Source organism: Comamonas thiooxydans (assembly GCF_000964545.1).
GTDB classification, from domain to species: Bacteria; Pseudomonadota; Gammaproteobacteria; order Burkholderiales; family Burkholderiaceae_C; genus Comamonas; species Comamonas thiooxydans.
Window position 1 is genome coordinate 96960 of sequence record NZ_BBVD01000009.1, and the last position, 16824, is coordinate 113783.

The following is a 16824-nucleotide window of genomic DNA, read 5'->3' on the forward strand; positions in this document are numbered from 1 at the left end:
TTTTTCATTGCCAGCGACAGGAGGCACCATGAACCACACCGGCACCGTCTATCTCAGCCGCACCCCACCACAAGCCACCAAGGCGGCATGCGGCGTCTTCCAGCTGGAGCTGCTGGTTTATGACCGGCTTGGCAACCACCACGTTGAGCCCTGGCGAGTGACATGGTCAGGCACGAGCGCGCAGCGCTTCTGGGACGAATACAAGAGCGAGCTGACGCCAGGCCGCGCTCTGGTCGTAAACCTGGAGCGTGCACGCATCCACTCCCTTGTCTGCCGCCCACCACGCACCGAAATGCTCGCCAACGTGCTGAGCTGTGCGCTGGTACCGGCCCGCAGCAAGGAGGCGGCCTGTGCCTGACAAGCTGCACTGCTTCGCCGTCACCGGCCTGATCAGCATCCCCAAAGCCACGGTCGAACGTGAGGCGCAGGCAGCCTATGCAGCCGGCCTGAAGCCCAACGATGCCTGCCCCTACCCCTTCCACAGTCAGTGCGGCCTGCACTGGCTGGCGATCTACAACCTCTGCATTCCTCTACCAAACCGCCATGCAACGTCGACCCATCAAACCCAGTGAGGACAGCGCGGTCAGCATCACTCACGCCACGCCCGTGCTGCGCAGCAGCGAACTCAAGAAGCGCCGCGCAAGCCGCTCGATCGCACCGCTGCAGACATACCCCTGGCAGGGCCGAAACAGCGAGCCCTACAAATGCCCCGAGCTCAAGGACACGCCCGGCATCCCGGCCTCACGTATGCGTGCATTTGCACTGCCAAGCCGCGTAGGCAACCGCCTGCATTACCCGGACGGCACGGTCAAGGAGCTGCCACAGTGAACCGCGCCGATCGCAGAGCGGCCCGATTCAAGCGGGCACGACCGCCGAAAGAACAGTCCCTGTACCCGATCCACCTGTTGAACCACTGCCGCCCCTACGACGAGGGTGAAACGCTCAAGGACGGATTCGACACGCTGGACGCCTTCACGCGCCTGCACGAAGGCACCGGCACAGAAGACGACTTTCTTAGGGTGTCCGCTGCCCTGAATGTCGCCATGGCCAGGGCTGCAGACATTGATCAGAAGCTCGTGGATCTGATCGCGCCATCGCATGACGTCATGAACGGCCTTCGCGAGCGCTACGAGCAAACAAAGGTCATGCGCCTCACCCCCGAGGAAATCGCTCCGGTGGCAGAGGCTCTTAGCTATGCCCAGACCATCATGGACGCAAGCAGTCCACAGCAGATGCTCGAAGCACACAACACCGTCACGCGCGTGCAGGCTGAGCAGGCACGCATCAAGGCAAAGGAGAACCGCCATGCTGGGTGAACAAGCCACAGGCGCCATCGAAGGCGTCTACATCCACACCGTCAGCCACGAGCCACCGAAGGCAACCTTCCACGGCAAGCCCGCGCAGCTGGCCATCATCACCGAGGACGGCCAGATCATCGCCGCTGGCGTCAATGTGGCGCAAGAGCTCGAGGCCGCAATCGTCAGCTGCTACCGCAACACCCTCAAAGGCCTGGGCCATCTGCGCGTGCAAAGCTGCCCCATTCCTCCACTGCGGAAAGCAGCCTAAACCCCCACCCCATTCATTCATAGATGTGCAGTCATCTATGACAAGCCACCGGCCCGCCTTGAGCGGGCTTTTTGGTATCTGGAGTATCTATGAGCACCACCTACACGCCTCACAAGGCCATCGCCTGGGTTGACGAAAATGGCATCAGCACGGCCGACTGGCATTGGAGTCCAACCTATGCGGACGGCACGGGCAGCCTGGACGGCTGGAGTGCCTTTCTCATGACAAGCCATGACCATCCCGCAGAACTATCGAAGCACATCGAGCTCGAAAATGGTCATCAGCTGACGCTGAGCATCTCCCCTGCAGGAGAGCACGCCAAAGTGGATGGCAACTTCATACGTTGGTCATCGCTCTTGACGCTTGGTGGTAGGCGATATGTGAGAGTAACCGACTACGCGCCTGACATCCCCACGGCATTGCAGCGCGCCACAGGCCACCAGCATGAAAGCCGCCAAGTCGGGGCACTGACTTGGTGGCGCGAGTCCGATGGCCACTGGAAGAGCTGGCTCGGCGGCATGGACCTGAGTGCCGTATTCATCTCTGGGGGCGGTAACGATCCCGACTATTGGCACTTTCAATCTTCTGGCACTGCCCCATCGTTTGAAGAGGCTGCGCTACTGGGAGCTATGCGCACACCTTCGATTCATTCATAGATCTTCAAGAGTCGACCTTCTAGCACACATTAATGAATCACAGCCCGCCCCTGAGCGGGCTTTCTGTTTTCTGGAACCCTATGCTTACCCCTCAATTTGTACTGGCACTGTCTGCCAAGCTGGTGATTGACCTGTTTGCCGGTGGCGGTGGAGCCAGCACAGGCATTGAACAGGCCATCGGCCGCCCAGTTGACATTGCGATCAACCATGACGCCGACGCCATCGGCATGCATGAAGCCAACCACCCTCAGACGCGCCACTACCGCGCCGACATCTGGGAGGTCTGCCCCCGTCAAGCCACGGGCGGGCAGCCGGTAGGCCTGCTGCATGCATCCCCGGACTGCACCCACCACAGCCAGGCGCTGGGCGGCCAGCCGCGCAGCAAAGAGATCCGCTCTCTGGCCTGGGTGGTGCCGCGCTGGGGCGGCATTGCCAAGCCGGATGTCATCACCCTGGAGAACGTGGAGCAGATGCTGCTCTGGTGCAGGCTTATTGCCAAGCGCTGCCCTGAAACCGGCCGCGTTGTCACGCTGGACAAGCTGAAGACTGCCAAGGGCAAGACCACCTACCGCGTAGCAGACCCAGGCGAGCGCGTGCCGCGCCATAACCAGTATCTGGTGCCAGACAAGAAGCAGCTTGGCAAGACCTGGAATCGCTTTGTGCAGATGCTGCGCAATCAGGGCTATGTCGTGCAGTGGCGCGTGCTCTGCAATGCTGATGTCGGCTGCAAGAGCACCCGGACCCGGCTCTATATGATCGCCCGCCGCGACGGTCTGCCCATCGTTTGGCCCGAGAAGACACATGCCAAGAAGCCAGTAGGCAAACTCAAGCCGCACAAATGGTCTGCAGAGTGCATCGACTGGAGCATTCCCGGTACCAGCATATTCGGCCGTAAGAAAGATCTGGCCGAGGCCACGATGCGCCGCATAGCCCACGGCATGCAGAAATACGTGCTGGGCAGCAAGGATCCTTTCATCGTTGAGGGCGCGGCTCGCACCTTGGTTCAGATGGGTTATGGAGAGCGAGAAGGTCAGGAGCCGCGCGCTCTGGATCTGCAGCAGGCCTTCGGCACCGTGGTTGCTGGTGGCAACAAGTTCGCAACAGCTTCTGCCTACCTTGTGCAAGCGGGCCATGGCGAGGGCACTGGCGCGACAAAGCGCCGCAGCCACGGCACCAACGACATCAGGGGCCCCATCGGCACGATCACCGCCAGCGGTGGCGGCCAGAGCCTGGCAACTGCATTCATGGTCCAAGCCAATGGCGGATTCAACACCACCCCAGCACGTGACCTGCGCGGCGGCATGTCCACAGTCACAACAAGCGGAAGCCAGCAGCAGTTGGCCGTAGCTCACCTGACCACCCTACGCCGCAACAGCACTGGCAAGGCCATGACCGAACCGGTGCCAGTGGTGGCAGCAGGCGGCGAGCATCACGCCTTGCTGCGCTATGAGCTGGGCAAAGAGGACGAAGCCGGTGCTCTGCGCTGCGCTGCATTCCTCATGCGGTACCACGGAAGCGGCGGCCAATGGTCTGATCTGCGCGAGCCGGCAACGACCATCACCACACGCGACCGCCTGGCACTGGTGACCGTCTGGCTCAAGGGCGAGCCATGGGTGATCGTAGACATCACGCTGCGCATGCTGGTGCCGCGCGAGCTCTACAACGCTCAGGACTTCCCGTCGGACTACATCATTGATCGCACGGCCGCAGGCAAGCCCCTGACGAAAACGGCACAGGTACGGATGGCCGGCAACAGTGTCAGCCCTCTACCCATGCGGCTGATCGTGGCCGCGAACTACAGCGAATCGGGCCAGCTGCGAAAAGTCGCCTAACCACCAACACCCCAGCCCGCCACTGAGCGGGCTTTTATTTCTGGAGACACGAATGCCCCGAGAAATTGCATGCACCGAGGATCGTTTCCTCAAGGATGCGCAAGCACACCAGATGGAAGTCGTGCGCGACGACGGTGTGAACCGTCATTTGCGGTTCAAAGATCCGAACAGCCGCGCCTACTGGTTCGACATCATCACTTGGCCAGGCACGCTGTGCATCGATGGTGATATGGGAACTTTCGTATTCCGACGCTTGCAGGACATGTTCGAGTTCTTTCGCACTGATCAAGAGCATTTCAACAAAACAGGACGCGCCGATCGACTGGCAATCAACCCTGGCTACTGGGACGAGAAGCTGCTCGCGCCGGCGCCAAGGGATGTCATGGAATTTAGTGCCGATAGTTTTCGGCAGCATGTCAAAGAGGCATTTGATAGCTGGGCGGAGTGCAGCGAACCCGATGCTGAATACAGCACCCAGGCGGAGCGCGACAAATTCAGCGACGACAAGGCCGCGCTTTGGAGTGCTCTGAACGATGAAGTTCTATCGACTGCCGATGATGGCGAAGTGCGAGCCTACGACGCTGCCCGCGACTTTCGATGCGATGACGTGCCTGGCTTTCAGATGGATGACTGCTGGGAGTGGAACTGCAAGGAATTCAAATTCCATTTCCTCTGGAACTGCTATGCCATCGCCTGGGGGATCAAGGCCTACGACAACGCGAAGCAACAAGCATCTGCCACCTAACCAACACCCCAGCCCGCCGCCGCGGGCTTTTCTCATTCTGGGAGCCACCTATATGCAAGACAAGACACCTGAAATCACAGACAGCCAAGTCATTGCCATCACCACCGCTTACGTGCAAGGTATGGGCAAAGGGCTGACTGCTGGCTGGAGCAATTCTGAGATCGCAAACCCATACAGCAGTGAATGGGGCTGTGATGCGGCATGGAGAATTGGCTACAACGAAGGGAAAAAGCGAGCCAGGCAAGAACCTCTGGAAGAACCCGAAGCCGTGGCAGTGCCTGATGCTCAAGAAGCATTTGAGCTGGCTTATGCGACCGAATGGCACAAGTCGCGCCATGGCGATGAGACTGTGGAGCAGCTGGCTGCAGAGGTTAAAAGTTGGCGCGAAGGCGCAACCTACGGCGACGACTTGCCTCGCCTGCGATTCGGCTGGGAAGGCTATCAATGGGCGCTTGCCGCCACCACAGAAGCCGGCGCTGCAGATGGCGAGAAAATGTTGGGGCCACGCCAGAACCATCTTCCTAACTGCAACGATGAGGCTTGCCTTGAATGCAGCAGCCTGATTCCTGATGAGTGGGTTAGCAAGACACCTGCAGCCGCGCCAGTGGTGCTGCCTGAGACCGATGCGGCAGTCACGGAAGTGATGGGGCTGGTGCAGGACTACTTTGTGACCGGGATGGATAAGGCGCGCAGCACCATCGAAACGAAGCTGCGCGCCCTTCTGGCTACTGCTACCGGACTTCCCGCGCAGGTGGTTGTTGAATTTGAACAAATTGGCACTGCGGGTCCATTCCCAATCTCGAATGGCCGAGTGCAATTGCCAGAAGTGACGATGGTTGATTTGGCGCGAATGCTCAAACCCACCATTGATTCTTTGGCGCAGGCAGACACGCGGGATGCGGAGTTGCTGCGCGGGCTGCATTGGGCAACCACTCTGTTAGACACACCCGCAGGCGATGCCTACCACGAGGCTATGCAAGCCGAAGCCATGAATGTTTCCGATGCTCTGAATGGCGAAGTTGCGAAAGCGTCAATTGAGCAGTACCGAGGCATCTTGAATGCGGGCCTCACCGCAGCCCGCGCCGCTATCGCGGCAGCAAAGGGGGAGTGATGGCTGAAGCAATTTATATCGCAGGGTTCTACATCTGCTTCGTATGGTCCGTCAAACAACACCTGGCCATTCGCGTACTTCGCAGGGACATGAATGCGGCCGATGAACGAATCAGCCGTTATCGAGTGGCCGTGGTTGCGATCGACAAATGGTGCGGCCATGAGTCGCCAGAGGCGCGGCTTATTGCTGCGTTCATCGGCGCATCAGGAGAAGGGCGAAGCATGAACGGCGGAACTCCCATCAAGGACGAGGTCTGCGATGTATCAGGTACTCGCGATCAACTGCGCAGGCTGCAGCTGGCTGCTCAGGCACACGCGCGGGATGCGGGTAACGAATGGCAGGACATCAGCACGCTACCCACTTGCGACGATCTGATCTGGCTGTACTGCCAGGACACAAACACCGTCGATGGACCTGTCGCCCCGAGTCCGATCTACGAGGACTCTTGGACTCATTGGGCATACGCCGAAGCACCAAGCACCGCAAGCATCAACCGCGCCGCTATCGCTACAGCAAAGGAAGGTGGTACAGCATGAGCATCCTGTGCAAATTGTTCGGCCACAAATCGCGCGAGCACGATTACAGCGGTGGCGAGTACATGCGAATGGGTCGCGGAGCCATCGACGGAATCGGCCGCGAGCACGCCACCCTCTATGCACACTGCCCTCGGTGCGAGAAGAAATACCGTGCCGGCCAGATTCACTTAATCCAACGGGAATGTGATCGGGTCGCTATCAGCGCCCAGTCCGATGACAGCGCTCTGCTGGATGCCATGGAGAGGCAGCGCATCGCTGTGGTGCCCGAGTACGAAGGCCCATGGGACGCCGAGATCTACAACGACGAGGGACAGCCGAATCACCATGGCACCGGATCGACGCCGCGCGAGGCAATCCGCGCCGCCATCGCCGCCCAGACAGCGCATGGGAGTGAGTGAATGCAATACACACGCACTTTCAAGAAGCACTCCATCACAGTTCAGCGCGAGAGCCGAAAGGACAACTGGTACATCCGGGTGACGGCCCCTTGTGGATCGTATGCCTATGACGGCTGGTGGACTGACTCTGCATCGAAGACCGCAAAGGAGGCTTTCGAGGAAGCCAAGCGCGGCGCACAACTTGACCCCGATAAGGAAGCGCGCAGGGTAGCCCATGCAGCAGCCAAGGAAAGAACGCAGAAGGAGCAGAGCAAGTGAGCGCCCTTCCCCGACTTTCCCGAACGGGAATGAAACAGCAAAACCGACCGCCTGAACGCACAAATTTCCCGCTCGGGAATATCGATAACCGGAGCCCCGCCACAGAGCGGGGTTCTGCATTTAAGGACCCTGAATGAACAGACTCACTCAATGGCCACGCATCGAAGTGGATGTGAACATCAAGCTGACCATGGCCGAAGTGCAGGCGCTTGAAGCGCTTGCGGGCTATGGCACGGATAGCTTTCTTGAAGTTTTCTACAAGCAGATGGGCAAGCACTACCTGAAACCGCATGAGGCAGGCTTGCGCAGCCTATTCGCCACCATCAGCAGCGAGCTGCCCCCAATCATCAAGCGTTACCAGTCTGCGAAGCAGGCCTTCGCCCTGGCGAACCCGGTAATCCGCAGCCGGGAAGACCATGATGCGCTCATTGCTCACGTGGAGGCGAATGCAGTTAATGCCACACAGCGCGCCCAAGCGCAGAAAGTGCAGAGCAATGGCTAAGCAAGATCTGGCACCCAACGAACTGGAGCTGAAGATAGCCATGTGCAGCGGGGTCATACCCCTGTGCCCGTTCTGCGCCCACACGGCTCTCATGCGCTCCAGCGTCAACAACGAAGCTTTTGGCAGCGTGTCGCTGTTTCAGGCACGCATCTTTTGCACAAACATCGGATGCAACGCCAGCGTGTTGCTCAACGAACGCACCCTCGAAAAGGCCCAAGCTGGCGTAATGGCCAACTGGGCACGAGCACAGCGCGCCGCCCAGGCAGCGCAAGGAGGCGAGTGATGAGTAGGGCCCACGACCTTGAACGTGATCAACGCTCCAAGCTCAGAAAATTGAGCAAGCGCGATAAGCGTGCGTACTACTTGATGGGAGCCTATGGGTATGGTCCAGACGACTTTGCCTACAAATTCGCCTGGGTATGGCGCACGCTACTCCCGCCCATTGGCTACCGCTGGCGAGGCAAGCACGTTGTTCCCGTGGACAAACGCGGCGCCATGGTCCGTGCGAAGGACACACGATGAGCAAACTCGGTCAACTGAAAAAGCGCGTCGGCTTTGAGGGCGACGTGCCGCGCTGCATGAACTGCAAGCACTACCGGCAGGCCCAGATACGCCTGAGCACCAACAGCAACACGTTCCGCAAGAACCAGCACTGCGGGCTCCACTACTTCGGCATTACGCCGAATTCGATCTGCAACAACTGGAGCGGGAAAGATGGCTCGGTGCTTGATGAGCCTCGAACGGCAACGCAAAAGGACAAGCATGAGCTATCACCGTGATGACTACTGCCCCACCACTGGGGAGCCATGCCAATCACTGTGCGAAACGCCCTGCGGATCGCATCAAAGGACAGTGGGCGAACTGGCGATGCTGGTGCGTCAACTAGTCCACACACTGCGCAAATCCTCACCAGACAGCGAAATTGGCACCCGCGCGCTGGACTACCTAAAGCGCAAAGGACTTGCTGGAACATTCTTACGCGGGAATTCCAGCTTTGTTTCAGAAAATGTTCCAAGTGAATTGAAGCCCATCAAGGCTTCCGGAGCTGTTGGAACATCAATAAGCATCAAAGCGCCAAAAAATGTTCCAGAGCAGAAGCAGCACCCTCAATCAAGAGACTGTCAGCGGCCAGAGTGCATGTCACTCGGTTGCTTTGGTCACTGCATGAAGGACTGCAAATGAGCAAGCGAGCTAGCGACCGTGGCGACAAGCGCGACAGATGGCGCTAACCAATCAACCACCCCGAGCCACGCGCTTGTTCGTTCTGCGCACGGCCGCTGCGATCGGGTGCGAAAAAAAACCCGCCGACCTGAGTACAGCGGGTTTCTCGAAATCAAAAAAGACGGGCGACTTGCAAAGGTGCTGTAACACCCGAGCAAGACCCCAACAGCAGAACGGGCCTGCATGCCAGGCGAAGACCCGCCACTGTCGCGACAGCGTGACGAGTCTAGCCAATTTTTCCCCTCGGAAAGAGCATATGCAGGAAATTCGCTGCGGCAACTGCCGCCGCAAACTGGGCGAAGGTGAATACACTCGTCTATCTATCAAATGCCCCAGATGCGGAGCATTCAATCAGCTGAGCGCCCAGCGCGCCCCTCAAGAGCACCAAAGCGTGCCAGTAGCTGAGATAAATGACCAACCCAATCATTCCGTGGATAGGCGGCAAACGCCGCCTGGTGGACATGCTGCTCAAGCGCTTTCCAGCGCATGACTGCTATGTTGAAGTATTCGCAGGCGGCGCTGCCGTCTACTTCGCCCGGCACCCCGCCGATGTCGAAGTACTCAACGACGTCAACGGGGATCTGGTAAATCTTTACCGGGTAGTGACCCACCATCTCGAGGAGTTTGTCCGCCAGTTCAAATGGGCGCTCACCAGCCGCCAGGTCTTCAAGTGGATGCAGGACACGAAGCCCGAGACCCTGACGGACATTCAGCGTGCCGCACGGTTCTTCTACCTGCAACACCAATCCTTCGGCGGCAAGGTAGCTGGCCAGTCATTCGGCACTGCCACAACGGCCCCGGCGATCAACTTGCTGCGCATCGAGGAAAACCTGTCTGCCGCCCACCTGCGCCTTGCTGCTGGTACTTACATCGAGCAACTCGATTGGGCAGCCTGCATCGACCGCTACGACCGCGCGCACACCCTCTTCTACATGGATCCGCCGTACTGGGAGACCGAAGGCTATGGCGTGCCGTTCCCCTGGGAGCAGTACGAGCTCATGGCCAAGAAGCTGAAGGCGATCAAGGGCAAGGCCGTCATCAGCATCAACGACCACCCTGCGATCAGGGAGTGCTTCAAGGACTTCGAGATGGAGGATCTGAAACTGGACTACACCGTGGGCGGCGCAGCCAATCGTGTAGAGCGCGGCGAGCTAGTGATCTACAGCTGGAACCGCGAGGCCGAACCCGCAGGGCTTTTCTAAGAGCCCAGTCAAGCACTTGAGCAGTGTCCGACGAACGCGTCGGACACGCCAGATACTGCTTGGACATCTGGCCAGTCAGAGCGTCAATGGTGTCCATGACGACGAACCAAGCAAATCAGACCAACATGACCAGCATTGAACAAAGCCTCACCGACTATCTGAACGGATACACACGCAACAATCCCGCCGGCCGCGAGCACGTTATCAACTACCCAGATTGGAGCCACATGGCAAAGCTGGAGCTCGACCGCAGAGCCAGCAGTCTTCTTTCGGTACTTCCCGAGGCGGAGCTGGCAGCGATCGCTGCTGGCGAGGTCAACCTTCCCGACTTGGTCAAAAAGCTCTAAACAGATTGAAAGCAACAAAGCCGGCAAACGCCGGCTTTTTTCTCGTCTGAATTTTCTGCGCTACCCTAGAAGGCGCACGACGATGCAACTTGATAGAGGTTTCCCGAATGGAAAATATGAACAGCACCGAGATATCGCAACTCATCAAAGACCTGCGCCAGGGAGATGCCACTGCACAAAAAGCTGCCGATCTGATCGAGCGGTTGACCAAAGAAACTACTCCAGGGCTGCGCAGAATTCCAGTTCTCGGCACTATTGAAGACGAGGTCGTCTACATCAAGCCCTTGGAGCTCCCACCAGGCACCAAATGGGGTGAGTAAACCTTGCCAAGTACGAAGGGCCTGTCTAGCAATGGACAGGCCCTTTTTCATGGCGAAGAAACTCGATTAATCATCGAACTGGAATTCTTTGCCTTCCAGCATCCCATGATTCGAGATGCAAATGTTGAAGCGCTTGAACAAGCCGAAGAACTCATTCAGGTGCATCTCCAAGCGAACCTTGCGAACCTTGAGCGGCTCACCGGAATCGATGGCTGCCTGAATATTGTCGTGCCCTTCACCTGTCGCCAGCAAAACAGTGACGAACACATTTTCGTCCTGTGTTCGCGCGTGCACTTCTCCAGAGTACAACTCAATGGCAAGAGCTAGTTCACCTTCTTGAATCAGACCCCTTGCTTTAAGGTAGCTAGAAATATCCGCTGTGTCATGGCGATCGGCCGATGCGGAGCCTTTAAAGTCGCCGTATTGCGTACCAGCGCGGAACGTATCCTGAGACATAGTTACTCCCTTCTGTTAAAAGGGTCATAGTACGCATAGAGAGTTATCGCACTATTACAGCAGCCCAAAGTGAAAGGGCCTGTCCATTGATGGACAGGCCCTTTTTCGTTGCAGCAGTTGAAGGCTATGATGATATACATTGAGCATCACTCGGGCAGCCCAGCGAAACAAAGCCCACTTTGGGGATTGCGGTTTGCGTGGGGCTAACGGAGTCGATTGATTTCATTTGATTTTTCCAGCAGCGCAGCGTCTACGCGCCAAGCAGAAATTTTATTTCAACGGCCAAATCAGCAGACTCGACTCTGTTGTTCGAGCCAGCCACACGCACGATGAAAAACTGGTAAACGAAAAAGGCGCTACCGCTTCTATAGCTGTAGCGCCTGTATTCTGGCTGGTTCCACGAGATTCAAGCTCGCGACCAACGGATTAAAAGCCCGAGTCACCAACAAGCATTGACACGGCCCAAAACAGGTTAATCGATTGATTTTACCAGTTGCGCACCCAGGCTGCTCGCGCCCTCCAGGTCTTCCCAGGGCTAAGGTATGCGATGGATGCTTGAAACCTCCCTGCCCTACCTAGCAAGAGGCATCCAATAGTCGCCCTCAATGCTTGCTGCAGCGAGCGCAGTCAATATGAGCAGATAAAGGAGCGGCAGCAAGGCATTGCTTACCAGAGAAAAGCCGTTAGCAGAGGATTTTCGACACGCACTGGACAACCCTGACGATTGTCGAGTGCCAGGGCCGCGCCGAAATTTGCTGCAATCGCGCCATGGGATTGCCGTAAATTCGCACGATGGCTCCTGACAAGGCCTATGGCCGTGAACCCTTTGTCACGACCACTCGAAATTCATGGGTCAACAACTCCCACAACACATTCAAACGACCCCAGGCATTCATGCACCCTGAGCCAACAGCACTTTCAGCAAGAAAGATACATACTGCCAAGCGCACGGGAGTCACCTATGCGTATCGGTGAACTCGCCGCACTCACAGGCTGCACGCCCAAAGCGCTACGCCTGTATGAGGCGCACGGCTTGCTCGGCACCGTGGCACGCCAGGGCAGCTACCGCCACTACGAACCGGAAGATGTGCAGCGCGTGCAGTGGATCCGCCAGGCGCTGTCGCTGGGTTTTCGCCTGGCTGCGCTACAGCCGCTACGCAGCATCGACACTCCCTCCGGCGCTGCCGCCGTCCAGACCCTGCTCCAGACCCGGCGACGCGCCATTGCCGACGAACTGGCGCGGCTGCAAGCTGCCGACATCGCCCTGGCGGCATTGTCCATGGAGCTGAGCACATGCAACGGTGCAAAGACATGCGGTTCACCAGAGCCACTCTCCATTTGACGTTGTAGGGCTTGACTCTGTCCCCAAGGACAAGGTGATGCTGGCGGCTTACGAACTCAGCCCGCCTCTATCGCCATGTCCCGTCGCATCCTCATCATCCTCGGCCAGCCCTCCACCAACAGTCTATGTGCCGCCTTGGCGAGCACCTATGCCGATGCCGCGCGCCACGCTGGAGCCGAGGTCCGACTTCTGGAGCTGGGTGAAATGCAATTCGACCCCATCCTGCGCCACGGATACGAGCATAGCCAGCCGCTGGAGGCCGACCTCCAAGGCGCTCAGCTCGACATTACCTGGGCGCAACACCTGGTGTGGGTCTATCCGATATGGTGGGGCGGGCTACCGGCGCTGCTCAAGGGCTTTCTCGATCGCATCTTCCTGCCAGGTTTCGCCTTCAAATACCGAGCCGACTCTGCATTGTGGGACCGCCTGCTGGGCGGCCGCACTGCTGAACTGCTTGTGACAATGGATTCCCCCCCTTGGTACTACCGCTGGGTACAGCGCCAACCAGGTCATCGGCAAATGAAACAGAGCATTCTGGAGTTCAGCGGGATCCGGCCCGTGCATGTGCATAGTTTTGGCCCTGTGCTCAAGTCCAGTGCCGCCAAGCGCGCCGTCTGGATAAAGCGCGTGCACACGCTGGGCACTCGTGCAGGCTTACGCTGACAGCGTCCTTCCTTAGTTCTCATCCACCGCTCTTTGCTGCGACAGCAGGGGTCGGCAAGCCCCCCACTTTCGTTCCGTGAAACTCCGCACGGCCAAGGAATACGGCCACAGCCTGCTGCGGGGCGGATGCATCGACCGGTTGAATCACCGCCCATTGCAGTCATTCATTGAGGCTAAAAACCTGCCTCCCTCCAAAAAACACTCGTCGCAGTTTTCACAAACTGCGCCGCAGCCGCTTCCCATTGGCCGCGAATGCTGACTTTGCCACGCCAGCGGTGTTGCAAAACAGCGTCTGTTTCGAGCGGTGTCACCACATCCAGCACCACTCTGTAGACCGGACGCTCCGGGTATAGGGTGCCTTGCATGCTTCGGACCTGAATCATGCGTCCAGCTGCCGCAGACAGCGCAGCCTCCGAGAGGGTACGACTCGCATCCTGATCAACGCTGCGCACCGTCAAATCCAATACCGGACCCACACCAGCGTCAGCGATAAAAATTGCGCTGTCGCCGATGCTGATGCGTTGAATATCTTCTTCCTGCACATAGGCAAGAACCTCCAGCCGATCGCCGCCCACGACTCTACCCAGCAATTCATTCCGGGCCAGCCAGTCTCCCGGTCGAAGATCCGGATCCACGTCGCGCAGAACTCCAGTGCCCGAGGCATTCAGACGGTAGCGACTGGCTTCGGTTTCCACCGCCTGCTGTTGAGTAGCCGCCTGCAGCTGACGCTCTTGCAGAACCTGCCAGTCCCTGCGCAGCTCAGAGTCGAAACCTGCTGCCGCTATTTGCTGCGAATACTGGGTCCTCTGCGCATCGTTTTGAGCCTGAGCGGCCTTGAGAGCCGGGGAGTCCAGCAAAAAGACAGGGGCATCAACCTTGACCATTCGTGCGTCGCCAAACATTTGCTGCTGCAGCTGCGATGCATCAAGCGCATGCAAAGGCCATATTTCGCTGGATTGCAACATACCCTCGGTGCGGATTGGGGCAGGCAGGGGCAGCCAGCAAAGCGCAATAAGAGCAAAGGCTCCGATGGCACTCCAACGTGCTCTTCGACTACGGACGATCTGAGGCCAGCGCAAATACCATGCTGCAATCTCGGACCAGAGAGGCTTGGCAATGAACCACACAATCTCCACCAGAAACAGCAAGATGCCCAGCGCCTTGATGAAGAAGTGATAGACCAAGGCGGCAATACCCAAAAAAAGAACCAATCGATAAATCCAGGTAGCCCAGGCAAACAAGATGAGTCCGCGACGTTTGGCATCGGCAAAAGACTCCGGGGGAGGTTCACCGAGCTTGAATAATTTCTCTCTGAGATCCCAGCGTGCCAGTGCAAAGGCACGTGAGTGCAGATTAGGCATCTGCAGAAAGTCGGACAACAGAAAATATCCATCAAAACGCATGAACGGACTTGCATTGATGGCCAGCGTGCTGACCCATGTCGTAGTGGCCAGCAAAAAGGCCATGGACTTGGGGGCTCCTTCAGGTAACCAGACCCACGCCAGCAAGGCCCATGCGGCAATCATCAGCTCCGTTGCGATGCCAGCACCCGCGACCTTGAGGCGCTGATCACGCCGGGTCAATTTCCAGACCTCGTTGGTATCGGTGTACGCCACCGGCCAAAGCACCAGAAAGGCAACACCCATGGTCGGAACGCGGCATCCAAATCGCTTGGCCATCAAGCCATGCCCCAGTTCATGAAGCACCTTGACAAACCCTAGCGTCAATCCATAGGCCAGCAGTCCTTGCCAGGTCAGCGAATCAACCAGGGTGGCCGTGAACGTTCCCCAGGAGCGTGAAACGCCCCAGACCCCAGCAAACAGAGCCAACAAGCTGACCCAGCCAAAGGTTCGGCTGAATAGAAACTCCAGCGAGGGCGCCCATCGTGTCAGCCAGCGATCAGGCCTGATCAGCGGGACCCGAAAAAAGAGGTAGTTATGAAGAAGCCATTGCATCCAGCTTGAGCGTCTTCCCTGCCACCGCTCAGCCATCGCATCGGCGCTATTGGGAGGAGGCTCCAACAGATCATTTCTCTGCGCAAACTGCAAAAGCGCATTCACGTCTTCCTCGTGGAGCGTCAATGTCGTTTGAGCACAGACATCTTGCACAATCGCGTCAGCGACGCCCAGATGCCAACGCTTGAACACCTCAAAGCTGGCCCAGTCCAGCTGAAAGAAAAGGTTGCGTACGGGATCATGCAGGGTCCAGCTGGGCTGACCATCGGGCAGCACAGGACCGGGAAGCAAATCCAGTTCTTCACGCAAAGCAGGCCATGCGGTACTCATGTCGACTTACCAGGCAATAAACTGGCGCAGGACGGCCCAGGGCTTGCGCAGAACCCAGTAGACCAAAGGCACCCAATCGCCTTGCAGCTTGGCGGTACCTTTGAGGCCTATACGAGCCTCCTCCTTGGCGAGCGACATGGACGCACGCACTCGATAGGCGTAGCTGCCATCTGGCCTGGCATTGGCGTCATACGCCATGTACCGTAGCTTGCCCTCCAGCCCGGCCATGGGATTCGCTGCCAGATACAGCTTCACTGTGGCGCCCTGGGCCAATGGAATGGCATCGCCGATGGGAACCCAGGCCTCGATTTCCACTTCATCAGGCCGGGCAATACGCATCACCCGCTCGCCCGTCTGTACAGGTTTGCCAAGCCATTCGGTGGGCGAGTCAAACAAAACCATGCCATCTTCAGGTGCCAGTACCCGGCTGCGATCACGTTGGTCACTCAGATATTGCACCTCGGCACGCTTCTCTCCTATGCGCCCGACTAGCGCTGCAAGCTGTGCCTTTGAGCGAGCGTCGCCCAAGGCCAGTTGGGCAGATTGTCGATATTCGGCTTCAGCGGTCAGCAGAGCTTGCCGGGCAACTTCCAATCGGCTGCTGATCTGCGCCTCATCCAGTCCAAACAAGCGCTCGCCTTTACGTACCATTTGATTGGGCTGGACATGGATCTGATCGATGACGCCATCCAAGGGTGCTCTCAACACCACAGGCTGGGCCGCTACCAGTTCACCTGGAGCAAGAACGCTCATATGCACAGGGACAGCACCAATCGCAACAAGCCCGCCAATGATCCAGACAGGCTTTCTCTGCCACCAGCTCCTGGCCGCAGTTATTGATACCGCAGGCTTTCGCCAGAACCTGGATTGGCCTACCTGCAATGCAGAGTACGCATGGAACCAGATATGACACCATTCGGCGAGCAGCGGAAAACGCTGCTCTTCAATAGGCTGCGCCCCTGAAAGCAACAGCCCGCCGCAACAAACAGGTGTCTGGGCATCCTGCACAAGAGGCACCCATATCGCATAGGCGCCCAGCCATTCGTGCCAGGAACTGGCCAGCTCGGGAGGAAGCTGGGCCGGTTCAATGCGCCGCACCTGAACGGATGGCTGCGCCTGGAGAAACTGGCCAACCCCGTGCAGCCACTGCGCATAAGGAGTGTTCCTGTCGGTCTCGACCACGCCGGACAGCGCCGTCACACCCTCCTTGTCCAGCCACAAACATGCTTGACGGTAAGGTACGAGCAAACGGCTGTCGTTGACCAGCAAAAAGCGCAGTTCGGCGCTGCTGCGTGCGGCCCTGGCTCGATGCCCAAGCTCGAGCAGCAGCATTGCCGGGTTTGCGTTCTGAGGAGAAACGGCTGCATTCATCGCACAACCGCCT

The 16824-nt window shown here is 58.2% G+C and carries 25 protein-coding genes; 22 read left to right on the forward strand and 3 right to left on the reverse strand.

Going from position 1 to position 16824, the window contains the following annotated elements; translation table 11 throughout:
• The first annotated feature begins 28 nt into the window (after nt 1–28).
• The 20 genes from Cth01_RS15650 to Cth01_RS15745 all read left to right on the forward strand — a co-directional run bounded on the left by Cth01_RS15650 (nt 29) and on the right by Cth01_RS15745 (nt 10694).
• Nucleotides 29–358 carry a hypothetical protein gene (locus Cth01_RS15650; protein WP_045839686.1) on the forward strand — a complete coding sequence of 110 codons (330 nt, stop codon included), beginning with the start codon at nt 29–31 and terminating at the stop codon, nt 356–358.
• Nucleotides 351–572, forward strand: a complete 222-nt coding sequence (locus tag Cth01_RS15655; protein ID WP_052703346.1) for a hypothetical protein — start codon at nt 351–353, stop codon at nt 570–572. Before Cth01_RS15650 ends, Cth01_RS15655 begins: the two co-directional genes overlap by 8 nt.
• Nucleotides 544–828, forward strand: a complete 285-nt coding sequence (locus Cth01_RS15660; protein ID WP_045839687.1) for a hypothetical protein — start codon at nt 544–546, stop codon at nt 826–828. Before Cth01_RS15655 ends, Cth01_RS15660 begins: the two co-directional genes overlap by 29 nt.
• The gene (locus Cth01_RS15665) at nt 825–1316 is read left to right on the forward strand and encodes a hypothetical protein (protein WP_139032096.1); all 492 of its coding nucleotides are present in this window, start codon (nt 825–827) and stop codon (nt 1314–1316) included. Before Cth01_RS15660 ends, Cth01_RS15665 begins: the two co-directional genes overlap by 4 nt.
• Nucleotides 1306–1566: a hypothetical protein gene (locus Cth01_RS15670; RefSeq protein ID WP_045839689.1), complete on the forward strand. Its 261-nt coding sequence runs from the start codon at nt 1306–1308 to the stop codon at nt 1564–1566. The genes Cth01_RS15665 and Cth01_RS15670 overlap by 11 nt, the downstream gene beginning before the upstream one ends.
• A gap of 89 nt (nt 1567–1655) precedes the next feature.
• Entirely contained in the window at nt 1656–2222 is a 567-nt protein-coding gene (locus Cth01_RS15675) for a hypothetical protein (protein WP_045839690.1), read from the forward strand.
• Nucleotides 2223–2302: 80 nt separating this feature from the next.
• A complete protein-coding gene (locus Cth01_RS15680) occupies nt 2303–4054 on the forward strand; it encodes a DNA cytosine methyltransferase (protein WP_045839691.1) in 1752 nt (583 codons plus the stop codon).
• 52 nt (nt 4055–4106) lie between these two features.
• Nucleotides 4107–4799, forward strand: coding sequence for a hypothetical protein (locus tag Cth01_RS15685; RefSeq protein ID WP_045839692.1), 693 nt, complete (start codon nt 4107–4109; stop codon nt 4797–4799).
• 52 nt (nt 4800–4851) lie between these two features.
• On the forward strand, nt 4852–5910 hold the full coding sequence (locus tag Cth01_RS15690) for a hypothetical protein (RefSeq protein WP_045839693.1): 1059 nt from the start codon (nt 4852–4854) through the stop codon (nt 5908–5910).
• Nucleotides 5910–6446: a hypothetical protein gene (locus tag Cth01_RS15695; protein WP_045839694.1), complete on the forward strand. Its 537-nt coding sequence runs from the start codon at nt 5910–5912 to the stop codon at nt 6444–6446. The genes Cth01_RS15690 and Cth01_RS15695 overlap by 1 nt, the downstream gene beginning before the upstream one ends.
• The gene (locus Cth01_RS15700; protein WP_045839695.1) at nt 6443–6844 is read left to right on the forward strand and encodes a hypothetical protein; all 402 of its coding nucleotides are present in this window, start codon (nt 6443–6445) and stop codon (nt 6842–6844) included. The genes Cth01_RS15695 and Cth01_RS15700 overlap by 4 nt, the downstream gene beginning before the upstream one ends.
• The gene (locus tag Cth01_RS15705; RefSeq protein ID WP_045839696.1) at nt 6845–7102 is read left to right on the forward strand and encodes a hypothetical protein; all 258 of its coding nucleotides are present in this window, start codon (nt 6845–6847) and stop codon (nt 7100–7102) included.
• 172 nt (nt 7103–7274) lie between these two features.
• On the forward strand, nt 7275–7604 hold the full coding sequence (locus Cth01_RS24135; protein ID WP_174447095.1) for a hypothetical protein: 330 nt from the start codon (nt 7275–7277) through the stop codon (nt 7602–7604).
• Nucleotides 7597–7887: a hypothetical protein gene (locus Cth01_RS15715; RefSeq protein ID WP_045839697.1), complete on the forward strand. Its 291-nt coding sequence runs from the start codon at nt 7597–7599 to the stop codon at nt 7885–7887. Before Cth01_RS24135 ends, Cth01_RS15715 begins: the two co-directional genes overlap by 8 nt.
• A gap of 235 nt (nt 7888–8122) precedes the next feature.
• Entirely contained in the window at nt 8123–8383 is a 261-nt protein-coding gene (locus tag Cth01_RS15720) for a hypothetical protein (RefSeq protein WP_045839699.1), read from the forward strand.
• Nucleotides 8367–8786, forward strand: coding sequence for a hypothetical protein (locus Cth01_RS15725; protein WP_139032097.1), 420 nt, complete (start codon nt 8367–8369; stop codon nt 8784–8786). Before Cth01_RS15720 ends, Cth01_RS15725 begins: the two co-directional genes overlap by 17 nt.
• Nucleotides 8787–9081: 295 nt before the next feature.
• Nucleotides 9082–9315 carry a Com family DNA-binding transcriptional regulator gene (locus Cth01_RS15730; protein WP_072248269.1) on the forward strand — a complete coding sequence of 78 codons (234 nt, stop codon included), beginning with the start codon at nt 9082–9084 and terminating at the stop codon, nt 9313–9315.
• On the forward strand, nt 9236–10027 hold the full coding sequence (locus Cth01_RS15735; RefSeq protein WP_045839700.1) for a DNA adenine methylase: 792 nt from the start codon (nt 9236–9238) through the stop codon (nt 10025–10027). The genes Cth01_RS15730 and Cth01_RS15735 overlap by 80 nt, the downstream gene beginning before the upstream one ends.
• Nucleotides 10028–10152: 125 nt before the next feature.
• Nucleotides 10153–10374: a hypothetical protein gene (locus tag Cth01_RS15740; RefSeq protein ID WP_139032098.1), complete on the forward strand. Its 222-nt coding sequence runs from the start codon at nt 10153–10155 to the stop codon at nt 10372–10374.
• A gap of 107 nt (nt 10375–10481) precedes the next feature.
• A complete protein-coding gene (locus Cth01_RS15745; protein WP_045839702.1) occupies nt 10482–10694 on the forward strand; it encodes a hypothetical protein in 213 nt (70 codons plus the stop codon).
• 66 nt (nt 10695–10760) lie between these two features.
• Here Cth01_RS15745 and Cth01_RS15750 read toward each other — a convergent pair whose 3' ends face one another.
• Entirely contained in the window at nt 10761–11150 is a 390-nt protein-coding gene (locus Cth01_RS15750) for a hypothetical protein (RefSeq protein ID WP_045839703.1), read from the reverse strand.
• Nucleotides 11151–12111: 961 nt separating this feature from the next.
• Between Cth01_RS15750 and Cth01_RS15755 the strand changes: the two genes are divergently transcribed.
• Together Cth01_RS15755 and Cth01_RS15760 are read left to right on the forward strand one after the other, a co-directional pair.
• Nucleotides 12112–12492, forward strand: a complete 381-nt coding sequence (locus tag Cth01_RS15755; RefSeq protein ID WP_034356949.1) for a MerR family transcriptional regulator — start codon at nt 12112–12114, stop codon at nt 12490–12492.
• Nucleotides 12493–12567: 75 nt separating this feature from the next.
• Nucleotides 12568–13155 (forward strand): NAD(P)H-dependent oxidoreductase, encoded by a 588-nt coding sequence (locus tag Cth01_RS15760; protein WP_034356946.1) that lies wholly within the window; start codon nt 12568–12570, stop codon nt 13153–13155.
• A 173-nt stretch (nt 13156–13328) separates the two neighbouring features.
• On the opposite strand, the gene Cth01_RS15765 is transcribed toward Cth01_RS15760, so the two are convergent.
• Together Cth01_RS15765 and Cth01_RS15770 are read right to left on the reverse strand one after the other, a co-directional pair.
• Nucleotides 13329–15440, reverse strand: a complete 2112-nt coding sequence (locus Cth01_RS15765) for a site-2 protease family protein (RefSeq protein WP_174447097.1) — start codon at nt 15438–15440, stop codon at nt 13329–13331.
• Nucleotides 15441–15446: 6 nt separating this feature from the next.
• The gene (locus Cth01_RS15770; RefSeq protein WP_045839704.1) at nt 15447–16811 is read right to left on the reverse strand and encodes an efflux RND transporter periplasmic adaptor subunit; all 1365 of its coding nucleotides are present in this window, start codon (nt 16809–16811) and stop codon (nt 15447–15449) included.
• Nucleotides 16812–16824: the final 13 nt, after the last annotated feature.